The 19816-nt window shown below is 44.4% G+C and carries 13 protein-coding genes; 9 read left to right on the top strand and 4 right to left on the bottom strand.

The window, feature by feature from the left end:
* Window positions 1–18 precede the first annotated feature (18 nt).
* On the top strand, window positions 19–2190 hold the full coding sequence (locus ACAY30_RS13180; RefSeq protein WP_290252160.1) for a TonB-dependent receptor domain-containing protein: 2172 nt from the start codon (window positions 19–21) through the stop codon (window positions 2188–2190).
* Window positions 2191–2397: 207 nt separating this feature from the next.
* Entirely contained in the window at window positions 2398–3246 is an 849-nt protein-coding gene (locus ACAY30_RS13175; protein ID WP_290252159.1) for an SPFH domain-containing protein, read from the top strand.
* Window positions 3247–3360: 114 nt separating this feature from the next.
* On the opposite strand, the gene fusA is transcribed toward ACAY30_RS13175, so the two are convergent.
* Window positions 3361–5448 carry an elongation factor G gene (fusA, locus tag ACAY30_RS13170; protein WP_290252158.1) on the bottom strand — a complete coding sequence of 696 codons (2088 nt, stop codon included), beginning with the start codon at window positions 5446–5448 and terminating at the stop codon, window positions 3361–3363.
* Window positions 5449–5838: 390 nt separating this feature from the next.
* Between fusA and tuf the strand changes: the two genes are divergently transcribed.
* The 3 genes from tuf (at window position 5839) to ACAY30_RS13155 (ending at window position 9092) form a co-directional block, all read left to right on the top strand.
* Window positions 5839–7023, top strand: a complete 1185-nt coding sequence (gene tuf, locus ACAY30_RS13165) for an elongation factor Tu (RefSeq protein WP_371189930.1) — start codon at window positions 5839–5841, stop codon at window positions 7021–7023.
* A 678-nt stretch (window positions 7024–7701) separates the two neighbouring features.
* Window positions 7702–8517 carry a mechanosensitive ion channel family protein gene (locus ACAY30_RS13160; RefSeq protein WP_290252496.1) on the top strand — a complete coding sequence of 272 codons (816 nt, stop codon included), beginning with the start codon at window positions 7702–7704 and terminating at the stop codon, window positions 8515–8517.
* Window positions 8518–8618: 101 nt separating this feature from the next.
* The gene (locus tag ACAY30_RS13155) at window positions 8619–9092 is read left to right on the top strand and encodes a hypothetical protein (protein WP_290252497.1); all 474 of its coding nucleotides are present in this window, start codon (window positions 8619–8621) and stop codon (window positions 9090–9092) included.
* 17 nt (window positions 9093–9109) lie between these two features.
* Here the strand turns inward: ACAY30_RS13155 and ACAY30_RS13150 are convergent, their stop codons facing one another.
* Both ACAY30_RS13150 and ACAY30_RS13145 read right to left on the bottom strand, forming a co-directional pair.
* Window positions 9110–9619, bottom strand: a complete 510-nt coding sequence (locus ACAY30_RS13150) for a histidine phosphatase family protein (RefSeq protein WP_290252498.1) — start codon at window positions 9617–9619, stop codon at window positions 9110–9112.
* Window positions 9612–10730, bottom strand: coding sequence for a fatty acid desaturase (locus ACAY30_RS13145; RefSeq protein ID WP_290252499.1), 1119 nt, complete (start codon window positions 10728–10730; stop codon window positions 9612–9614). The genes ACAY30_RS13150 and ACAY30_RS13145 overlap by 8 nt, the downstream gene beginning before the upstream one ends.
* A gap of 139 nt (window positions 10731–10869) precedes the next feature.
* Between ACAY30_RS13145 and fabR the strand changes: the two genes are divergently transcribed.
* Entirely contained in the window at window positions 10870–11508 is a 639-nt protein-coding gene (gene fabR / locus ACAY30_RS13140) for an HTH-type transcriptional repressor FabR (protein ID WP_290252500.1), read from the top strand.
* Between the two features lie 33 nt (window positions 11509–11541).
* On the opposite strand, the gene trmA is transcribed toward fabR, so the two are convergent.
* Window positions 11542–12636 (bottom strand): tRNA (uridine(54)-C5)-methyltransferase TrmA, encoded by a 1095-nt coding sequence (trmA, locus tag ACAY30_RS13135; protein WP_290252501.1) that lies wholly within the window; start codon window positions 12634–12636, stop codon window positions 11542–11544.
* 145 nt (window positions 12637–12781) lie between these two features.
* On the opposite strand from trmA, the gene ACAY30_RS13130 reads away from it, so the two are divergent.
* The 3 genes from ACAY30_RS13130 to uvrA all read left to right on the top strand — a co-directional run bounded on the left by ACAY30_RS13130 (window position 12782) and on the right by uvrA (window position 19316).
* Window positions 12782–14131 (top strand): YjiH family protein, encoded by a 1350-nt coding sequence (locus tag ACAY30_RS13130; RefSeq protein WP_290252628.1) that lies wholly within the window; start codon window positions 12782–12784, stop codon window positions 14129–14131.
* Between the two features lie 105 nt (window positions 14132–14236).
* Window positions 14237–16294, top strand: coding sequence for an FAD-dependent oxidoreductase (locus ACAY30_RS13125; RefSeq protein ID WP_290252502.1), 2058 nt, complete (start codon window positions 14237–14239; stop codon window positions 16292–16294).
* A 199-nt stretch (window positions 16295–16493) separates the two neighbouring features.
* Window positions 16494–19316, top strand: coding sequence for an excinuclease ABC subunit UvrA (gene uvrA, locus ACAY30_RS13120; protein WP_290252503.1), 2823 nt, complete (start codon window positions 16494–16496; stop codon window positions 19314–19316).
* Window positions 19317–19816: the final 500 nt, after the last annotated feature.

Genomic DNA, 19816 nt, shown 5'->3' with positions numbered 1-19816 from the left:
AATCAGGTAGAAAACCACATGAAAACCGCAACATTTATTAAACCAAGCTTGATTTGTTTAGCTGTTGTAGCCGCTATGCCGGCAATGGCAAAAGAGCAGGTGAAAGATATTGAACTCGTCACTATCTTTTCAAAATCTAACCCAGTTAATGATGTGCCTGGCTCTGCTCATATGCTCGATGCGAAAACATTAGAGAAGTTTGATTACACCGATATCATGCGTACCTTAACAGCGGTACCAGGTGTATACGTTCTTGAAGAAGACGGTTACGGTTTACGTCCAAATGTCGGCATGCGTGGTACCGGTCAAAACCGCAGCGAAAAAGTCACTATTATGGAAGATAATGTATTGGCTGCTCCAGCTCCTTATGCTGCGCCTTCTGCTTATTATTTTCCAACCTCAGGTCGTATGACTCAAATTGAAGTACTAAAAGGTACGTCTAGTGCTATGTATGGCCCGCGCACGACCGGTGGTGTGGTAAATATGTTATCGCGTCAAATACCCGAGCAAGATTTTGCTGGTCAATTCAAAGCCAACTTGGGCGAAGACGGTTTTGCCAAGCTACACGCTTATGCCGGCGGAAAAGGCGATAATGTTAGCTCAGTTTTTGAGGTATTCCACTATCAAGCGGATGGCTTTAAAAATATTAATCACACCGATCGCGATAGTGGTTTTGAAAAAAATGATGTGCTAACGAAAGTTCGCTTTAACAGTGACGACAACGCCAAGTATTATCAGGAATTAGAGTTCAAATTAAAATACTCTGACGAAGATTCAAATGAAACCTATATCGGTTTAACTGACGCTGATTTTGCTAGTAATCCATATAGCCGTTATTCAGCGTCACAGCTCGATAACATGGCAACCGAGCACAAGCAATTGCAAGTAAACCACTTTATCAACCTATCAGAGCGGTTAACGTTAAGCACTAATGCTTATTACAATGATTTTCACCGCAATTGGTACAAAGCGAGCAAAATCGGTGGTTTGAGCTTGGGCTCAGGCGGTGTCGAAGCTGCAGCCGAATTTGATCAAGGCGCTGGCGCAGATACCTTGGCCGTTGACATTAAAGCCAACAATCGCGACTACTTATCGCAAGGTGTGCAAACGGTATTAAACGCCGATCTTAATGATCACCAAATGAAGTTTGGTGTGCGCTATCACGAAGATCAAATGGATCGTTTCCAGTGGGTAGATAAGTACGAGTTAGGCGCCGACTATACGATGACGTTGAGCAGTGCTGGCGTACCAGGTACAGACTCAAACCGCATTGACAGTGCTGAGGCGCTGGCGTTATTTGTTCACGATGAGTGGACTATTGGCAATTTTGTGGTTAACGCCGGTCTTCGTTACGAAGATATAATCATTAAGCGCAAAGATTGGGGTAAAAACGACAGCGGTCGTGACCTGGACCCAAGTCGCAAGAAAAATAACGTTGACGTAGTTTTACCGTCACTTGCATTAACCTACAAGCTGACTGACGAATTGATTTTGTTAGCTGGTGTACAAAAAGGTTTTGCACCTCCAGCACCAGGCAACGAGCAAGCAGAAAACGAGGAAAGTGTAAACTACGAATTCGGTGCGCGTTACATTGTTGATAGCTTACATGCTGAAGCAATCGCTTTCTATTCTGATTACGACAACATGCACGGTAACTGTACTGCTAGCCAAGGTTGTGATGAAGATAATATTGGTAATCAGTACAACGCTGGTGAAGTTGAAATTAGCGGTGTTGAAATTAAATTGGGTGACAGTTTTGCATTTGGTAGTTTCGTTATCCCAGTTGATTTAGCTTACACCTTTACCGAGACGGAATTCCAAAACTCATTTTCGTCAGGTCTAGATACTTGGGGTGATGTAAGCTCTGGTGATGAATTGCCGTATGTTCCGGAACAACAACTGCAATTAACCGTAGGCGTAGAGTTTGAACAGTTCACTGCGAATGTCTTAGTTCGTTACATGGGTGACATGCGCACGCAAGCAGGCCAAGGCACTTTGGTTGCTGACCAGCGTATCGATAGCCGTACCATAACGGACTTAAGCGCACACTACGCATTGGATAAAGCGCAAAAACTATCGTTAACTGTCGATAACGTGTTTGATCAAACTTACGTGACCAGTCGCACCCATGGTTCAACGATGGTTGGCAAGCCACGTACCCTAACCTTGGGTTATAGCTACTCATTTTAAGTTAGTGATGTGTTCACAAGCATATCAAGGCGCCTGATGGCGCCTTTTTTATGTGGTAACATGAACGCATTATCAAACGTCTTTGTTAGTCACAGGCGAAGTCTTTGCTTTACTGTGTTAACCCTTTCATTTATCGACTAAACATTTACCTACTCTTTTCAATAGTGTTTTGTTAACCTATTGAAAAAAATAATAAAGGTGAATTGAATGATTTCAAAAGTGTTTAGCTCGATTACCGTATTGATCATCGCTTTAATGCTCTTTACGTCTTGGTACGTTGTTGATACCGGCCATATCGCCGTCGAAAAAACCTTAGGTACGGTGGATATGGAAGAAGTTCCAGCTGGGTTAAACTGGAAGTTGCCCTTACTGACTCAAGCCTATGAATTCTCTGCAAAAGAAATAGCGATAGACTTTAATGATCTGCGTCCTAAAGCACGTGATAACCTGCGTTTACAAGATCTTGATATCAGTATTTATTACAAGGTTGACCCGAGTAAGATATCAGAAATGATGGTTAAATATGCGGCGTCGTATACCAAGGGTAAAGACGCGTTGCTGCCGGCTTATAATGTTGTTTACCGCGAGGGGCGTGACGTCATCTACGAAGAGGTGACCAAAATTGATTCGCTAGCGCTACACCGAAATCGCGACCAATTGCGCTTGGGTATAGCAACGGAGTTGCAGTTGAAACTTGACGATAAAGATCCGGGCATCTTCACTATTACCCGCGTAGCTATTCGCGCTCTTAATACTGATCCTACCATTGAAGCGGCGATTCAAAAAGCGGTTCAGGCGCAAAAAACACTTGAGGCGAAAAAGGTTGAAGTGGAAATAGCTGGCAAAGACGCGGAAATTGAAATAGCCAGAGCCCGCGGTATTGCAGAGGCAAATGCCATTATAAATTCATCGTTAACGCCAGAGTACTTACAACACGAGCTAAATGAAGCGCTGAAAATGTTTGCTAATAACGAAGGCGGAGTGATTGTCGTACCAGCCAATATGCAGAATATGAGCTTGATGATGGATACGAAATCGATACGCAAGGGAAATTAACACGCTATTAATTGCGTTGTTGTTTAACTGCTCAATCAAAACAGCTGTACTGGTTATTGAGATAATAAAAAAGGTCGCAAATGCGACCTTTTTTCATGAATAACAAAGTTGTTGTTACTTGTTAGCGTTACGCTCTTTTACTTCTGCAACAACTTGCTCAGCGATGTTTGCTGGAGCTGCTGAGTAGTGGCTGAATTCCATAGAGAATTGACCACGACCTGAAGTGATAGTACGTAAGTGACCAATGTAACCGAACATTTCTGATAGAGGAACGTCAGCTTTAATGCGAACACCGGTAGTGCCAGCTTCTTGGTCTTTGATCATACCACGACGACGGTTTAAGTCACCGATAACGTCACCAACGTTGTCTTCTGGAGTGAACACGTCAACCTTCATCACTGGCTCTAGTAATTGAGCACCAGCTTTTGGCATTGATTGACGGAACGCGCCACGAGCAGCGATTTCAAACGCAACTGCTGATGAGTCAACCGCGTGGTAGCCACCGTCAAATAGTTCAACTTCAACGTCTAGTACTGGGAAGCCAGCTACTGGACCTTCTTCCATCATGCTCGCGAAGCCTTTTTCGATAGCAGGGAAGAATTCTTTAGGAACGTTACCACCAACAACTGTTGAGGTGAATTTGAAGCCTGTGTTTGGCTCGCCTGGCTTGATGCGGTAATCGATCTTACCGAATTGACCTGAACCACCAGATTGCTTCTTGTGCGTGTAAGAATCTTCAATTTCTTGAGTGATAGTCTCACGGTATGCTACCTGAGGCTTACCAACTTCTAACTCAACACCGTAAGTACGCTTAAGGATATCTACTTTGATATCTAAGTGAAGTTCACCCATACCTTTAAGGATGGTTTCGCCTGAATCTTCGTCAGTTTCAACTTGGAACGTTGGATCTTCAGCAACCATTTTACCGATAGCGATACCCATCTTCTCAGCGCCACCTTTCTCTTTAGGAGAAACAGCGATTGAGATTACTGGCTCTGGGAATACCATTGCTTCAAGCGTACAAGGTTGTTTAACATCACATAAAGTGTGACCAGTTTGAACGTTCTTCATACCAACGATAGCTAGGATGTCACCTGCTTGTGCTTCAGTAAGCTCAGTACGGTCATCAGCTTGCATCTCAACCATACGGCCGATACGTTCTGTTTTACCAGTGAATGAGTTAAGAACAGTATCACCTTTCTTCAGACGACCAGAGTAGATACGTACGAAGGTAAGAGCACCGAAACGGTCATCCATGATTTTGAATGCTAATGCGCGGAATGGCTCATCAGCGTCTACGATTGCGTATTCACCAGTAGGCTCACCTTCTTCGTCAGTTAACGGTTGAGGTGGAACTTCAGTTGGTGAAGGTAGGTAATCAACAACAGCGTCAAGAAGAAGTTGCATACCTTTGTTCTTGAATGCAGAACCACAGTAAGTAGGGAAGAACAATAGTTCGTTAGTACCTTTGCGGATACACGCTTTAATTTGCTCTTCAGTTGGGTCTAACTCACCTTCTAAGTAGTCCATTAGCATGTCTTCGTCTGCTTCTAAAGCAGTTTCGATTAGTTGCTCGCGGTATTCTGCCGCTTGATCAACTAGGTCTGCTGGAATATCAGTGATTTCGTAGTTTTCTGGTTGACCTGAATCATCCCAAACGTACGCTTTTTGACTTAGTACGTCTACAACACCTACGAAGTTGTCTTCTTCACCAATTGGAAGTGTCATAACAAGAGGGTTAGCGCCAAGTACTTTCTTAACTTGATCCTTAACGCGGAAGAAGTTAGCACCTAAGCGGTCTAGTTTGTTAACGAAGATCAAACGAGCTACTTTTGACTCGTTCGCGTAACGCCAGTTAGTTTCTGATTGAGGCTCTACACCACCAGAACCACAGAATACACCGATACCACCGTCAAGAACTTTAAGAGAACGATAAACTTCAACTGTGAAGTCAACGTGGCCCGGGGTGTCGATTACGTTAAAACGGTGCTTGTTCCACTCACAAGTAACAGCAGCAGACTGGATAGTAATACCACGCTCAGCTTCTTGTTCCATGAAGTCAGTTGTTGACTCACCGTCGTGAACTTCACCAAGTTTATGGATCTTACCTGTAAGTTTAAGGATACGCTCGGTTGTGGTGGTTTTACCAGCATCAACGTGAGCGAAAATACCAATGTTTCTGTATTTTGATAAATCAGCCATTACATTTCTCTATGTTAAATTTAACGTTTCGTAAAATTTTTTGCGCGGTTCGAAAAAATTTTTGCGCGGATTATACATCAGTTGCGACAAACTAACATCAAAAATTGATAAAAAATAAGCAATAAAGCCAAGAAAGTTTGTAAACTCCGCTGACAAAATGAGACATGGCAAAAAAAATGTAATTTTTTGCCATTTTATCCCCTCATAAAAGCATAAAGTTTAGACAATTAGCCTTCAGTTTGCTAAATTGTGCCCCTGAAAATTCGCTAGCCTGTTTTTAACAGGAAAAAAATAGACGATTTACTAATAATTCGCTGTTTTTTGAGCGATAATTAAGCAGTAAATTCGGGTTGCCGCCCGCTTGTTTATAACTTTTAAGGTATTTTTAAAATGGCTAAAGAAAAATTTGAACGTTCGAAACCGCACGTTAACGTTGGTACTATCGGTCACGTTGACCACGGTAAAACAACTCTAACAGCTGCGATTTCTGCAGTTCTAACTAAAACTCACGGTGGTGAAGTTCGTGATTTCGCACAAATCGATAACGCTCCAGAAGAGCGTGAGCGTGGTATCACAATCAATACTTCTCACATCGAGTACGACACAGCTGACCGTCACTACGCGCACGTAGACTGTCCAGGCCACGCCGACTACGTTAAAAACATGATCACTGGTGCGGCTCAAATGGACGGCGCTATCTTAGTAGTTGCAGCAACTGATGGTCCAATGCCACAAACACGTGAGCACATCCTACTTTCTCGTCAGGTTGGTGTACCTTACATCATCGTATTCATGAACAAATGTGACATGGTAGACGACGAAGAGCTTCTAGAGCTAGTAGAAATGGAAGTACGTGAACTTCTATCTGAGTACGACTTCCCAGGTGATGACTTACCAGTAGTTCAAGGTTCAGCACTAGGTGCATTGAACGGCGAAGCTCAATGGGAAGAGAAAATCCTTGAGCTAGCGAACCACTTAGACACTTACATCCCAGAGCCAGAGCGTGCGATTGACGGTGACTTCATCCTTCCGATTGAAGACGTATTCTCAATCCAAGGTCGTGGTACTGTTGTAACAGGTCGTGTTGAGCGTGGTATCATCCGCGTAGGTGACGACGTAGAAATCGTAGGTATCAAAGACACTACTTCAACAACGTGTACTGGTGTTGAGATGTTCCGTAAGCTTCTTGACGAAGGTCGTGCTGGTGAGAACTGTGGTGTTCTTCTTCGTGGTACTAAGCGTGATGAAGTACAACGTGGTCAAGTACTTGCTAAGCCAGGTTCAATCACTCCTCACACTAAGTTCGAGTCAGAAGTATACGTACTAACTAAAGATGAAGGTGGTCGTCACACGCCATTCTTCAAAGGCTACCGTCCACAGTTCTACTTCCGTACAACGGACATCACTGGTGCAGTAGAGTTACCAGAAGGTGTAGAAATGGTAATGCCAGGCGACAACTTAAAGTTTGTTGTTGAGCTAATCAACCCAATCGCGATGGACGAAGGTTTACGCTTCGCTATCCGTGAAGGTGGTCGTACAGTAGGTGCAGGTGTTGTATCAAAAATCATTGAATAATGATTTTTAAACACTAAACCTGAAAAGAGCAGCCAATGGCTGCTCTTTTTGTATGTACGGCCGGCTTCACGGTGTTCCGTGATGACAAATTCGATGAGAAAAATGTCCTAGTGGACAATTTGTATGTCAGGCATCCATGCCAACCACCTAAAGGCAGCGAAGCTGTGAAAATTCTTTCCATAAGAATTTTTCCGAATTTGCCACATGACTCCGGCATGGGGCTAAATCATTTATGATTTATTTGAGTCGTACAGGCCGAAAATTGCTCCATGCATTTTCGGCATTTCCACCATCCATGGCGGTCATAGTGCTGGTGTTGACAAAAAACTGCTCCTCGACAATTGCTCCTACATTGTTCTACCTAAACACGTCCATGTGTTAGTGCGTTTTTTGCATTCTCACCTTCCGTGGCGGTTTATCAAAAATCATTGAATAATGATTTTTAAACACTAAACCTGAAAAGAGCAGCCAATGGCTGCTCTTTTTGTTTGTACGTCCATAAAAATCCCTTTTAACCACTTTTCAGTGGCCAATTATGAAGTGCCCCTGTTATATGCACTTTTCAGTGTCACGAGGTTACGGCCAACGACATGCCGCAATGACGGAGAGTAGTTTGAGCGCAGGCAAAATAATGTGCTATTTTAAATAAAGATAACTAAAAAACTCGGAGAAAAAACAGTGGATTACGATAAAGTTGTGAGTGACTTGACCAATATGGTTGTCTTCTATGGGCCGAAATTAATCGCGGCGATAGTGATATTCATTGTTGGCTCTTGGGTCATCAAAGGCGTTATGCTGGCATTAAATAGAGCGTTAGACAAGGCAGATGCTGACGCATCACTAAGACCGTTTATTCGCGGCCTGTGTGAGGCACTATTAAAAATCCTGTTAGTGATCACCGTATTGAGCATGCTCGGTATAGAGATGACCTCGTTTGTGGCTATCCTTGGTGCCGCCGGCTTAGCGGTGGGTATGGCATTATCGGGTACACTGCAAAACTTTGCTGGCGGAGTCATGATTTTACTGTTTAAACCCTACAAAATAGGCGACGTTATTGATGCCCAAGGCTACGTAGGCAAAGTCAGTGAAATTCAGATTTTTAACACGATTTTAAAAACACCAGATAACAAAACCATCATTATCCCCAATGGTGGCTTGGCAACTGGGTCGATGATTAACTATTCAACCGAACAAACCAGACGTGTTGATTGGACGTTTGGCATAGCTTACGGAGATGATATTGATCAAGCTAAAGCAGTTATTCGAAAATTGTGTGACGCTGATCAACGCATTTTAAATGAGCCTGAAGTGCTTATTGCGGTGTCGGCGCTCGCTGACAGTTCGGTTAACTTTACGGTCAGAGCATGGGTACAAGCATCTGACTACTGGGATGTGTTTTTCGACATGAATGAAAATATCTATAAACGCTTTAATCAAGAGGGGCTTAATATTCCGTTTCCGCAGATGGATGTCCATTTACACAAGCCCGAATGATAGTGTCGCTGATCAGAACAATTTGCTTTGCGCGGTCAGTCTTGATAACAATAGAGCTTATACGGATCAATAAAACACACGTATTGAGGTTATAGGTAACTATGAAAATTTCGAATCAGCTATTAATTGTTCTGTTGGGCAGCGCTTTAACGTTGGTCACATCAACGGGATGTGCTGACGAGCGACAAGACCAGCAACAACCAAAGGTAACCGCATCAGAGGTTAAAAAAGCGCCGTTGCGCAAAGTAGAGAAGACTGAACAGGATCCCGTTATGCGTGATAATACTCCCCCAGTAGATCAATTGAGCAAAGGCGAATTAAAAGCGGCTTGGTATGTTGGTAAGTTGCGCTACTACGCGTTAGAAGGGGGCTTTTATGGTTTTCACGGTGAAACGGGGGAACGGTTATTGCTAATAGGCTTGGACAAGTCGTTGTTGCAAGACGGTGCCAAAATCAAAGTCTATGGTTACCCTGCAAAAAATATGATGACCATTGAGCAGTGGGGCCAACCGTTTAAAGTGCTAAAAGCGGAATTATTAGAAGCGGGTAAAAACGCTCATAACCCAAACTTATGAGCGTTTACAACACGCTGTTATTGGCAGCTAAAGTCTTGCTTCAACACGCGTAAACTCGTTTCAGAACCACTTACTTGGATGTAGTATATTGTATCGTATATCTCTTCCGATAGCGGAGCCACGTCATCACTGATAATCAGTGCTGCTAAGTTTGGCGTGGTATTACTGTGGCCAACAACAACAGCGCTTTGTTGTTGGTTTTTAACTCTTGTTACTAACTCAGATAGCTTGCCAGGGTCATACTCTTGTAGCGTTAATTCATTCGCTTGGCTAATCGCGCTAGCCGTTTGTTGAGTTCGCTTGTAGTCAGTTGTGTAAACGGTTTTGATTTGCTTATCGCTAAAGTACCTAGCCAAAAATTTCGCTCGTTGTAGACCGCAGTGAGTTAAAGCGGGATCAATATCGGTTGTCTGTTTTTCCGCATGGCGAATTAAATACAGCTGATAATCCGCCAAGGTCTCCTCACTAACGCTGGTTGCGCTAGTCAGACACAAGGTCAGCAGTAACAGCAAGCGGTGCTTAAGCATAGGCCGCTCGCACTAAATCCCACTGCTTTTTACGCTCAGCCAACTCTGCTTTCACCTCTTTATAGCGGCACATTAACATTGACTTTTCAACGTCTTTAGCAAGTTGATCGCGCTTACTATTAAGCAAGTTTTTCTTCGCTTCGTAATAAACAGCAAGTTGCTCTACTAATAAGTCATACTCAGTTTGCAGTTTTTGCAACAGCTCCTCTGCATTGCTCAGTTGCGCAGCTTTTTGCTGAATTAACTTTAATTGCATCGCAGCTTTTGCTTTGGCTATTTTATCTTCTGGCGTCGTGCGCAGCTGCTCGGCAAGACCGACACGAGCTAAACCTTGGATCAACCATTTTGTTGGGTCAAAATCAAACCAGCGAATACCGTTGCGATAATCGTTTTCGAAAATATGATGAAAATTGTGATAACCCTCGCCAAAGGTAAACAGCGCTAAAAATCCGTTGTCTCGAGCGGTATTTTTATCGGTATAGGTTTGACGCCCCCACACATGCGCTAACGAATTAATAAAAAATGTGGTGTGATGGCTCAACACTAATCGCAACACGCCAATAAGCAGTACAGCAGACAATATATCACCGTTTAACCAACCTAACGCAACAGGGATGCCGACATTGGTAATCATCGCCAAAGGTAGGTAATAGCGATGTTGCCAAGTGACAATCTTTTGTTTTTGTAAGTCACGTACATTGTCGTAGTTGTGGTACGTATCGCCTTGATAGTCTCGCAACATCCAACCGATATGTGAGAACCAAAATCCACGCTTGGCTGAATATGGGTCGATGTCGTTGTTATCAACGTGCTTGTGGTGCACACGGTGATCAGAACTCCAATGTAAAATACTGTTTTGCAATGCAAAAGCTCCGCCTATTGCATATAAGAAACGAACACTCGCATGTGCCTTGTAGGTGCGATGTGACCAAAGGCGGTGATAGCCGGCGGTAATAGACATACCGCAGTATGAAAAACAGGCAATGGCAGCGATAATTTCAAAGCTATCGAATCCATGAGTCAATGCGCGGTATGGAACCCAAATGACAGCAATTAAGAAAGTGGTTAAAAATAGAGTGATATTAAGCCAAATTGGGCGAGGTTTATTCATTGAACTATTAATTATCTGTTAATTTCAGTGTACAAGTGTTCGCTATTTTAGTTGTTAGTGCATTTGGGTCAAGTATAATTTCAATTAATTGTGTTACCATTAATAGGCTTTCAAGGTAACTAACGGATGTATAAGGGTAATGTCAGGAATTAGAGCCAAGCAAAAAGAAAAGACGAGACGTTTACTAATCGATGCGGCATTGAGTCAGTTGAGTGCTGATCGCAGTTTTTCGAGTTTGAGTTTACGCGAAGTCACCAAAGAAGCCGGCTTGGCGGCGACTTCGTTTTATCGTCATTTTACTGATATGGAGGAATTGGGCTTAACCTTGGTAGACGAAGCGGGTCTCACATTGCGTCAATTGATGCGCCAAGCCAGGCAACGCATCGAAAAAGGCGGTTCGGTTATTCAGATATCGGTAAAAACGTTTATGGAATTCATAGAGTCTAACGGCAATGAATTTCGCTTACTACTGCGCGAGCGTTCGGGTACCTCAGCTGAATTTCGGGCTGCGGTAAATCGAGAAATTCGCTACTTTACTATGGAGTTATGTGATTATTTACAGCAGGCCAATAAACTCGATGCTGAAATTAGCTATTTGCAAGCCAATGCGGCAGTGACCATCGTCTTTAGCACTGGTGCCGAAGCGCTCGATGCGACACCAGAAGAGCGAGTCGAACTCGCGCAACGGATGATTACGCAATTGCGCTTTATTGCTCGCGGTGCTCTTGACATGGCGCAGCGCAAGCAGCAATCGGAAACCGTCAACGATCAAGGTTGACGGTTACATTTCCAGCGTTCATCAAGTCGCTGTTTATTTACGGGTTAATACCACACCGCACTCGATGTGATCGGTATAAGGAAATTGATCAAACAGTGCGAATTTATCGACATTGTGAGTTTGAGTTAGGACGTTCAGATTGTCGTGTAAGGTTTGCGGGTTACACGAGATATAAATAATTTTATCAAAGCGGGCGGCAAGTCGACATGAATCGATATCCATACCAGCGCGCGGCGGGTCAACGAGTACCGTGTCGTAGCTGTAATGACTAAGATCAAAGCCTTCTAAACGTCGAAATGTTCGCTCACCATTCATCGCCTGACTAAATTCTTCTGCCGACATGCGAATGATCGCTAGGTTTTCAACGCGGTTTGCTGCGATATTAAACTGCGCCGACTGTACAGATGACTTGGATATTTCAGTCGCTAATACCTTTTTGTAGTATGGGGCTAGCGCGATTGAAAAATTGCCGTTGCCACAATAGAGTTCAACCAAATCCGCATCGGGAGTGGTACTGGCGTCAATAGCCCACTCAAGCATCTGTTCATTTACCTTGCCGTTGGGTTGGGTAAAGCTATTTTCTACTTGTTGATAGATTAATTCTTTGCCTTTTACTTGCAGTCGCTCCGTCACATAGTCTTTATCGACAATGATCTTTTGCTTGCGCGCTCTGCCGATAATATCAATCGAACCAAGATCAGCTAAATGCTGCTTTAACTGTTTACAGTGGTTCAGCCATTGGTCATCTAATTGGCGGTGATATAACAAGCTAATCAGTAATTCACCGCTCAGTGTTGATAAGAAGTCGACCTGAAACAATTTGCGTCTCAACGCCTCCTTATCGCGAATGTAATCAACTAAGCGCTGCATAGCGGCGTTGATTAGCGTTGACGCGACAGGGAACTGATCCACTCGAAACTTTTGTCGAGTCTGTTGATCAAACATGATGTAGTAAAGATCATCGCCGTCGTGCCACACACGAAACTCTGCTCTTAACCTATAATGTAGTGGCTCTGATGCAAACACTTGGGGCTCAGGCATATTGAACGATGCAAATAGCTCTCGCATGGCGTGTTTCTTTTGCTCGAGTTGAGTTTGATAATGGTCAGGGTTAATGTGACTTAGCATAGCGGATCGATACCTTTTGAACTTTGCCGCGGATTGTAGCCATTTGTGCATAAATTTGACAGTAATTTTCGCGAAACAAATGGAAAACGCACGTTTTTTAGCATATTATGGCGTGTTTTTTAGATATTTACCTACTTTTAAGATTATGCAAAACCCCATCAGCGTTCGTAACCTATTGATATTCCTCGTACCCTCGTTATTGGGTATGTTGCTATTTATGTTTCCCATCGAATACAAGGATCAAACAAGCATCCCTGTCGCGGTGTTGGCCAAGTGGTTTCAATCGCAAGTCTCTGGCATCGTCATAGAAATAATATGCTTAGTGACTATTGTCAGTGCTTTACTATCGCTTGCCTACTCGGTGGTTGCCAAAGGACGCTTTAAAGCCGACTCGTTTATGGCGAGCTTGTTTACGGTAAGTCCAGCGTGGTTGCTGATTCGCTGTTTAGGAGCCGTATTTGCGCTATTGGTTTATTTACAATTAGGTCCAGAACAAATATGGAGCAAAGCAACTGGAGGTTTGTTGCTACATGACCTAATGCCGGTGTTGTTTTCGGTGTTTATTTTTGCCGGTCTATTTTTACCTTTATTACTGAATTTTGGTTTGCTTGAATTAGTGGGTAGTTTATTCAGTAAGGTAATGCGTCCTCTGTTTAAGTTACCCGGTCGCGCCGCTGTTGATTGTACCACCTCATGGCTAGGTGATGGCACCGTGGGCGTATTACTTACCAGCAAGCAGTACGAGCAAAAAGTCTATACCGAACGAGAAGCGGCGATTGTCGGTACCACATTTTCCGCGGTATCGATAACCTTTAGCTTAATCGTTATTGCCGAAGTGGGTTTGATTCATATGTTTGTCCCATTTTATGCGGCAGTGTGTTTAGCCGGCTTTGTCGCCGCCATTATCGTGCCCCGTTTACCGCCACTGTGTTGGAAAAAACATCAATATATCGATGGCACCGTTCCAGACGCCGAAGCCGATAAAGTTCCAGACCATGAAAATGTATTTAGCCACGGCTTGAAGCTGGCAATGAATCGGGCGGCGCAAGTCGACAGCGTCAGTAACGTGTTAAAGGATGGCGTCAAGAATGCGTTAGAGATGGTGTTAGTGGTTATTCCGGTTGTTATGGGTGTGGGTACAATGGCATTAATTTGCGCTGAATACACACCGGTGTTTGATTGGCTGGGTAAACCGTTTGTTCCTTATCTCGAGTTGCTGGGCGTACCTGAGGCCGTTGCTGCCTCGAAAACTGTTGTTATCGGTTTTGCCGATATGTTTTTACCAGCTATTTTGGTCGCATCAGTTGATAACGAAATGACCCGTTTTATTGTCGCCGCTTTGTCGATTACTCAGCTAATTTATTTATCTGAAGTAGGGGCGATGCTACTCGGCACTAAAATACCCGTAAATATTTTTGAACTGTTTGTTATTTTCTTATTGCGAACGCTAGTTACTTTACCGGTTATAGTGATGGTGGCGAATTTGGTGTATTAAACCGTCTTTCCCTGAACCGGGTGCTGTGCATTTCAAACAAGTGTTTACATTTGTGGTCAGATCTGAATAAATAGCAACAACACCTTCTGGAGTTTAGGGAAATTTATGTCGACTGTTGAATTGCGTAATACCGCTACTTTAAATGAGCATTATCCTCATCTATTGAGCCCTCTCGACCTTGGCTTTACCCAATTGTCCAATCGCGTCCTTATGGGATCGATGCACACGGGATTAGAAGAAGAACGCGACGGTTTTGAAAAGCTTGCCGCGTTTTATCAAGCCCGAGCAAAAGGCGGCGTGGGCCTCATTGTAACCGGTGGGATCAGTCCCAATTTTCGCGGTCGGTTGGCGCCTTTTGGCAGCGAACTCAGTAAGTGGTGGCACGTTGGTAAGCATCGCTTAATTACCCAAGCGGTGCACCAATATCCGACCAAAATATGCTTACAATTGTTGCACGCAGGACGTTATGGCTATCACCCTTTCTCGCTTTCAGCCAGTGCGATCAAATCACCTATCAACCCATTCAAACCGTCGGCGATGTCGGAACGACAAATAAAAACCACCATTAAAGATTTTGCTAAGGCGGCAGGTTTAGCCCAAAAAGCGGGATATGACGGTGTTGAAATCATGGGTTCTGAAGGCTACCTCATCAATCAATTTAGCTGTCAACGTACCAATAAGCGCATCGACAAATGGGGTGGGGATATTACCAACCGGATGCGTTTTGCTGTGGAAGTGGTTAAGGCGGTACGCAAAAAAGCTGGTGACAACTTTATTATCATCTTTCGCTTATCCATGTTGGATTTAGTTGAAGGCGGCAATACTTGGGACGAAGTAGTGACCATGGCTAAAGCCATAGAAGCTGCCGGCGCGACGATCATTAATACGGGAATTGGTTGGCACGAAGCGCGAGTACCAACTATCGCCACAAGCGTGCCAAGAGCGGCGTTTACTTGGATCACTGAACGCATGATGGAGCAGGTGAACATCCCTCTAATCGCGACAAATCGCATTAATACACCAGAAGTTGCGGAGCGAGTCATTGCGTCTGGCCAGTCGCATATGGTGTCTATGGCGCGACCATTTTTGGCAGACCCAGACTTTGTTCATAAAGCAGCCCAAGGGCACAGTGAGCAAATTAATACCTGCATCGGCTGTAATCAAGCGTGTCTCGATCACGTGTTTAAACAACAGCGCGCTTCGTGTCTTGTAAATCCTCAAGCATGTTATGAGACAGAGCTTACTTTTGAGCCGGCGACAACGAAAAAACGCATCGCCGTGGTTGGTGCCGGTATGGCTGGTTTAGCTGCCAGTGTATACGCTGCCCAACGAGGGCACAGTGTTGATTTATACGAAGCGGATTCAGAGATTGGCGGTCAGTTTAATATGGCCAAACAAATTCCTGGGAAAGAAGAGTTTCACGAAACGATACGATATTTTGCGCAGCAAATAGCGCGCTTGAATATTCACCTTCACCTCAACACGCGACAACGTGCCAGTACGTTAATAGGCAAAAACTACGATGACATTGTTATCGCAACTGGCGTAGAACCGCGAATCCCTGACTTAGAAGGTGTGGAGCACAAGTTGGTGCTGAGCTATGTGGATGTGTTGAAGCGAAGGCTACCAGTGGGCAAGCGCGTCGCAATTATTGGTGCCGGTGGCATCGGTTTTGATGTCGCCGAGTTTTTAGTTGAACAACATTCTTTAACTGAGCAACCGCAACAATGGCTCGAGCAATGGGGCATCGACAAGAGCTTCGAAAACCCTGGTGCGCTCGCATCAAAGATACCAGCCATAGACAATCCGCGTCAGATATATTTAATGCAACGCAAACAAAGCAAAGTGGGGCAGGGGCTTGGTAAAACGACCGGCTGGATACATCGAGCCACATTGAAGAAACACGGAGTGAAGATGTTGGCAGGCGTCGAGTATCAGCGCATTACCGAGCGAGGTGTTGACGTGGTGATTGATGGTAAACCGACGTCTATCGATGTGGATAACGTAATCCTGTGTACCGGGCAAGAGTCTCAGCGTGATTTATATCAAGAGTTGATTAACTTAGGTCAATCGGTGCACCTCATTGGCGGCGCTGATGTCGCCGCCGAGCTCGATGCAAAACGCGCAATCAGGCAAGGTGCCGAGCTAGCAGCTAAGATTTAACTCATGTAAACGCGCCAATGACGATGGGGCAAATTACATATATTGCGCCAATGGCTTTTTCAAGCGTAAAAATATGTTAACCTAGTGCGTTGCAAATCACGGCGTTAAGCGTTGTTTGCAACGCATTTTTGTAGATAGGTGTATAACCAGTGGTGTAGCAGACCCACTTTCTCCCGACAGTAAGCTTTCAGGATTTGGCATGAAGCAAATTGAAGTGCGTGGCGCACGTACCCACAACTTAAAAAATATCGATCTTGATATTCCACGTGATAAATTAATTGTTATTACCGGCTTATCTGGCTCTGGCAAATCGTCACTCGCCTTTGACACATTATACGCGGAAGGACAACGACGTTACGTAGAGTCTTTGTCTGCTTACGCGCGCCAGTTTCTGTCATTGATGGAAAAACCAGATGTCGATCATATCGAAGGCTTATCCCCAGCAATTTCAATTGAGCAAAAGTCGACATCACACAATCCTAGATCGACGGTCGGAACCATCACCGAAGTGTACGACTATTTGCGTTTGTTATTCGCTCGGGTCGGTGAACCTCGCTGTCCAACGCACGCAGAACCACTGGCTGCACAAACTATCAGTCAAATGGTTGATAAAGTGCTTGAGTTACCCGAGGGTAGCAAGGTAATGCTGTTAGCCCCTGTGGTGGTTGACCGCAAAGGCGAGCATATTAAATTACTCGATAATTTAGCCGCTCAAGGCTACATTCGCGCCCGTATTGACGGCGAAGTGTGCGACTTATCGGATCCGCCGCCATTAGATTTACACAAAAAACACACCATTGAAGTGGTTGTCGACCGCTTAAAAGTTCGCGATGACATTCAAACTCGCTTAGCCGAGTCGTTTGAGACCGCTTTATCGTTGACCGATGGGATTGCATCGATTGCCTTTATGGACCACCCGGAACAAGACGAACTGCTGTTTTCTGCCAACTTTGCTTGTCCTCAATGTGGTTATTCAATGGCCAAGCCCGAACCCAAGTTATTTTCATTTAACAACCCCGCAGGCGCTTGTCAAAGCTGTGATGGTTTAGGCCATAAACAGTTTTTTGATCCTGCACGTGTAGTGAGTAATGCAGAACTAAGCTTAGCGGGCGGAGCCATCCGCGGCTGGGATAAGCGCAACTTTTATTATTTTCAAATGTTAACCTCGCTCGCGGATCATTTTGACTTTGACCTCAATGTTCCATTTGAACAGCTTGATACTGACATTCAACAAATAATTTTGAACGGTAGTGGCAAGACCGAAGTTGAGTTCAAGTACATGAATGATCGAGGTGATATTGTGGTTCGCAAACACCCATTTGAAGGTATCTTGGTTAACATGGATCGACGCTATCGCGAAACGGAATCGAATGCGGTACGAGAGGAGTTAGCAAAATATCTCAACAATCAAGACTGCCCAAGCTGTCACGGATCGCGATTGCGCTTGGAAGCTCGCAATGTTTTTGTCGATAACAAACCACTACACGATATCGTTGACTACTCAATAGCCGATTGCTCTGCGTTTTTCCAAACTTTGGAGTTACCGGGGCAGAAGGGAAAGATCGCTGAGAAAATACTAAAAGAAATCAACGACAGACTTGGGTTTCTGGTCAACGTGGGGCTGAATTATTTAACCTTATCTCGCAGTGCCGATACCCTATCCGGCGGTGAAGCTCAACGCATTCGTCTCGCTTCGCAAATTGGCGCTGGCCTTGTCGGTGTAATGTACGTGTTAGATGAACCCTCTATCGGTCTGCATCAACGCGACAATGAACGACTACTACAAACCTTGATACACCTGCGCGATTTGGGTAATACAGTAATTGTGGTTGAACACGATGAAGACGCAATTAAAGAAGCGGATTACATCATTGATATTGGCCCCGGTGCCGGTGTACACGGTGGCGAGGTCGTGGCTAGTGGACCTTTAGAAGATATATTGTCAAGTGAGCACTCGCTTACAGGTAAGTATTTAAGTGGCAAAGAAGCTATCGGTGTTCCCAAAACACGAACACCCTATAACAGTGATGCAGTTGTCGAGCTAACAGGCGCTAGTGGTAATAACTTGAAAAACGTCGATTTGACTATTCCGGTGGGATTAATGACTTGTATTACCGGGGTATCGGGATCGGGCAAGTCTACGCTAATTAACGACACTTTATACAAAATAGCGCACCTAGAATTGAATAACGCGACATTGGATGAACCCGCGCCTTATCAATCGATAACCGGTTTAGAGCTACTTGATAAGGTCATCGATATCGACCAAAGCCCAATCGGACGAACGCCGCGTTCCAATCCTGCTACGTATACGGGGATTTTTACCAATATCCGCGATATATTTTCCGCTACGCAAGAAGCGCGCTCGCGCGGTTACAAACCAGGTCGCTTCAGCTTTAACGTTAAAGGTGGACGATGCGAAGCGTGCCAAGGCGATGGCGTTATTAAAGTTGAAATGCACTTTTTACCGGATGTGTATGTTCCTTGTGATGTGTGTAAGGGCAAGCGATACAATCGAGAAACCTTAGAAATTCGTTACAAAGGCAAAAATATTCATGAAGTTCTCGATATGACCATTGAAGAAGCGTTTGAGTTTTTTCACGCTATACCGGCGGTCAAACGTAAATTACAGACACTAATGGATGTCGGTTTGTCCTATATTAAGTTAGGTCAGTCGGCGACAACCTTGTCTGGTGGTGAAGCCCAACGGGTGAAGTTATCTAAAGAGTTATCGAAACGCGACACGGGCAAAACTCTCTATATTTTAGATGAACCGACTACTGGCTTGCACTTTCACGACATTAAACAACTGTTAGCGGTTTTACATCGCTTGCGCGATCACGGTAACACGGTTGTGATCATTGAACATAATTTAGATGTGATCAAAACCGCCGACTGGATTGTCGACTTAGGGCCTGAAGGGGGCTCGGGTGGTGGGCAAATTTTAGTTACCGGCACGCCAGAGCAGGTGGCCGATGACAAAACGTCGCATACCGCAAGGTTCCTGAAACCTCTTCTATAATAAGCTTCATAGAAAACGCCAGCACAAGCTGGCGTTTTGTTAGAGGCGTATTAACGAGCTAACAACTTGCTCACCGTCATCTCGGAATCAGCTCTGCGGATGTCCGGTACCTCGTGTTGCTATAGTGGGCTATAACTAAATCACATTGCAATTTAGAACTATCTTTAAAAATATACAGCGTCATCCCATCATGCTTTTCGACTGCACGGATGCAGGAGGTAGAGCAACCCATGGAGCAGTTGCCGAGGGTGGGACCTCCTTGGGTAATAGTGCGCCTACAACGAAGTCACTTCGAAACTGCACGAGATCCCACACAAAGACATGGTGGGACGACGGTGAACAGTTTCTACAAAATTATTACGTCGAAGCACCCATTAAGCCCGTTAACAATTTTTATACAATATTCTCTGGCCCTGTACATAAAATAAACTTGCATTGGTTAGCTATTTAAGTATAATACGCCGACCTAGCCGAAATGGCTAAGGTATTTTGCCGGTAAA

The organism is Thalassotalea ponticola (assembly GCF_041379045.1).
GTDB classification, from domain to species: domain Bacteria; phylum Pseudomonadota; class Gammaproteobacteria; order Enterobacterales; family Alteromonadaceae; genus Thalassotalea_A; species Thalassotalea_A ponticola.
Note: the sequence above shows the minus strand (reverse complement) of the source record. Positions and strands in the feature narration are given on the sequence as shown.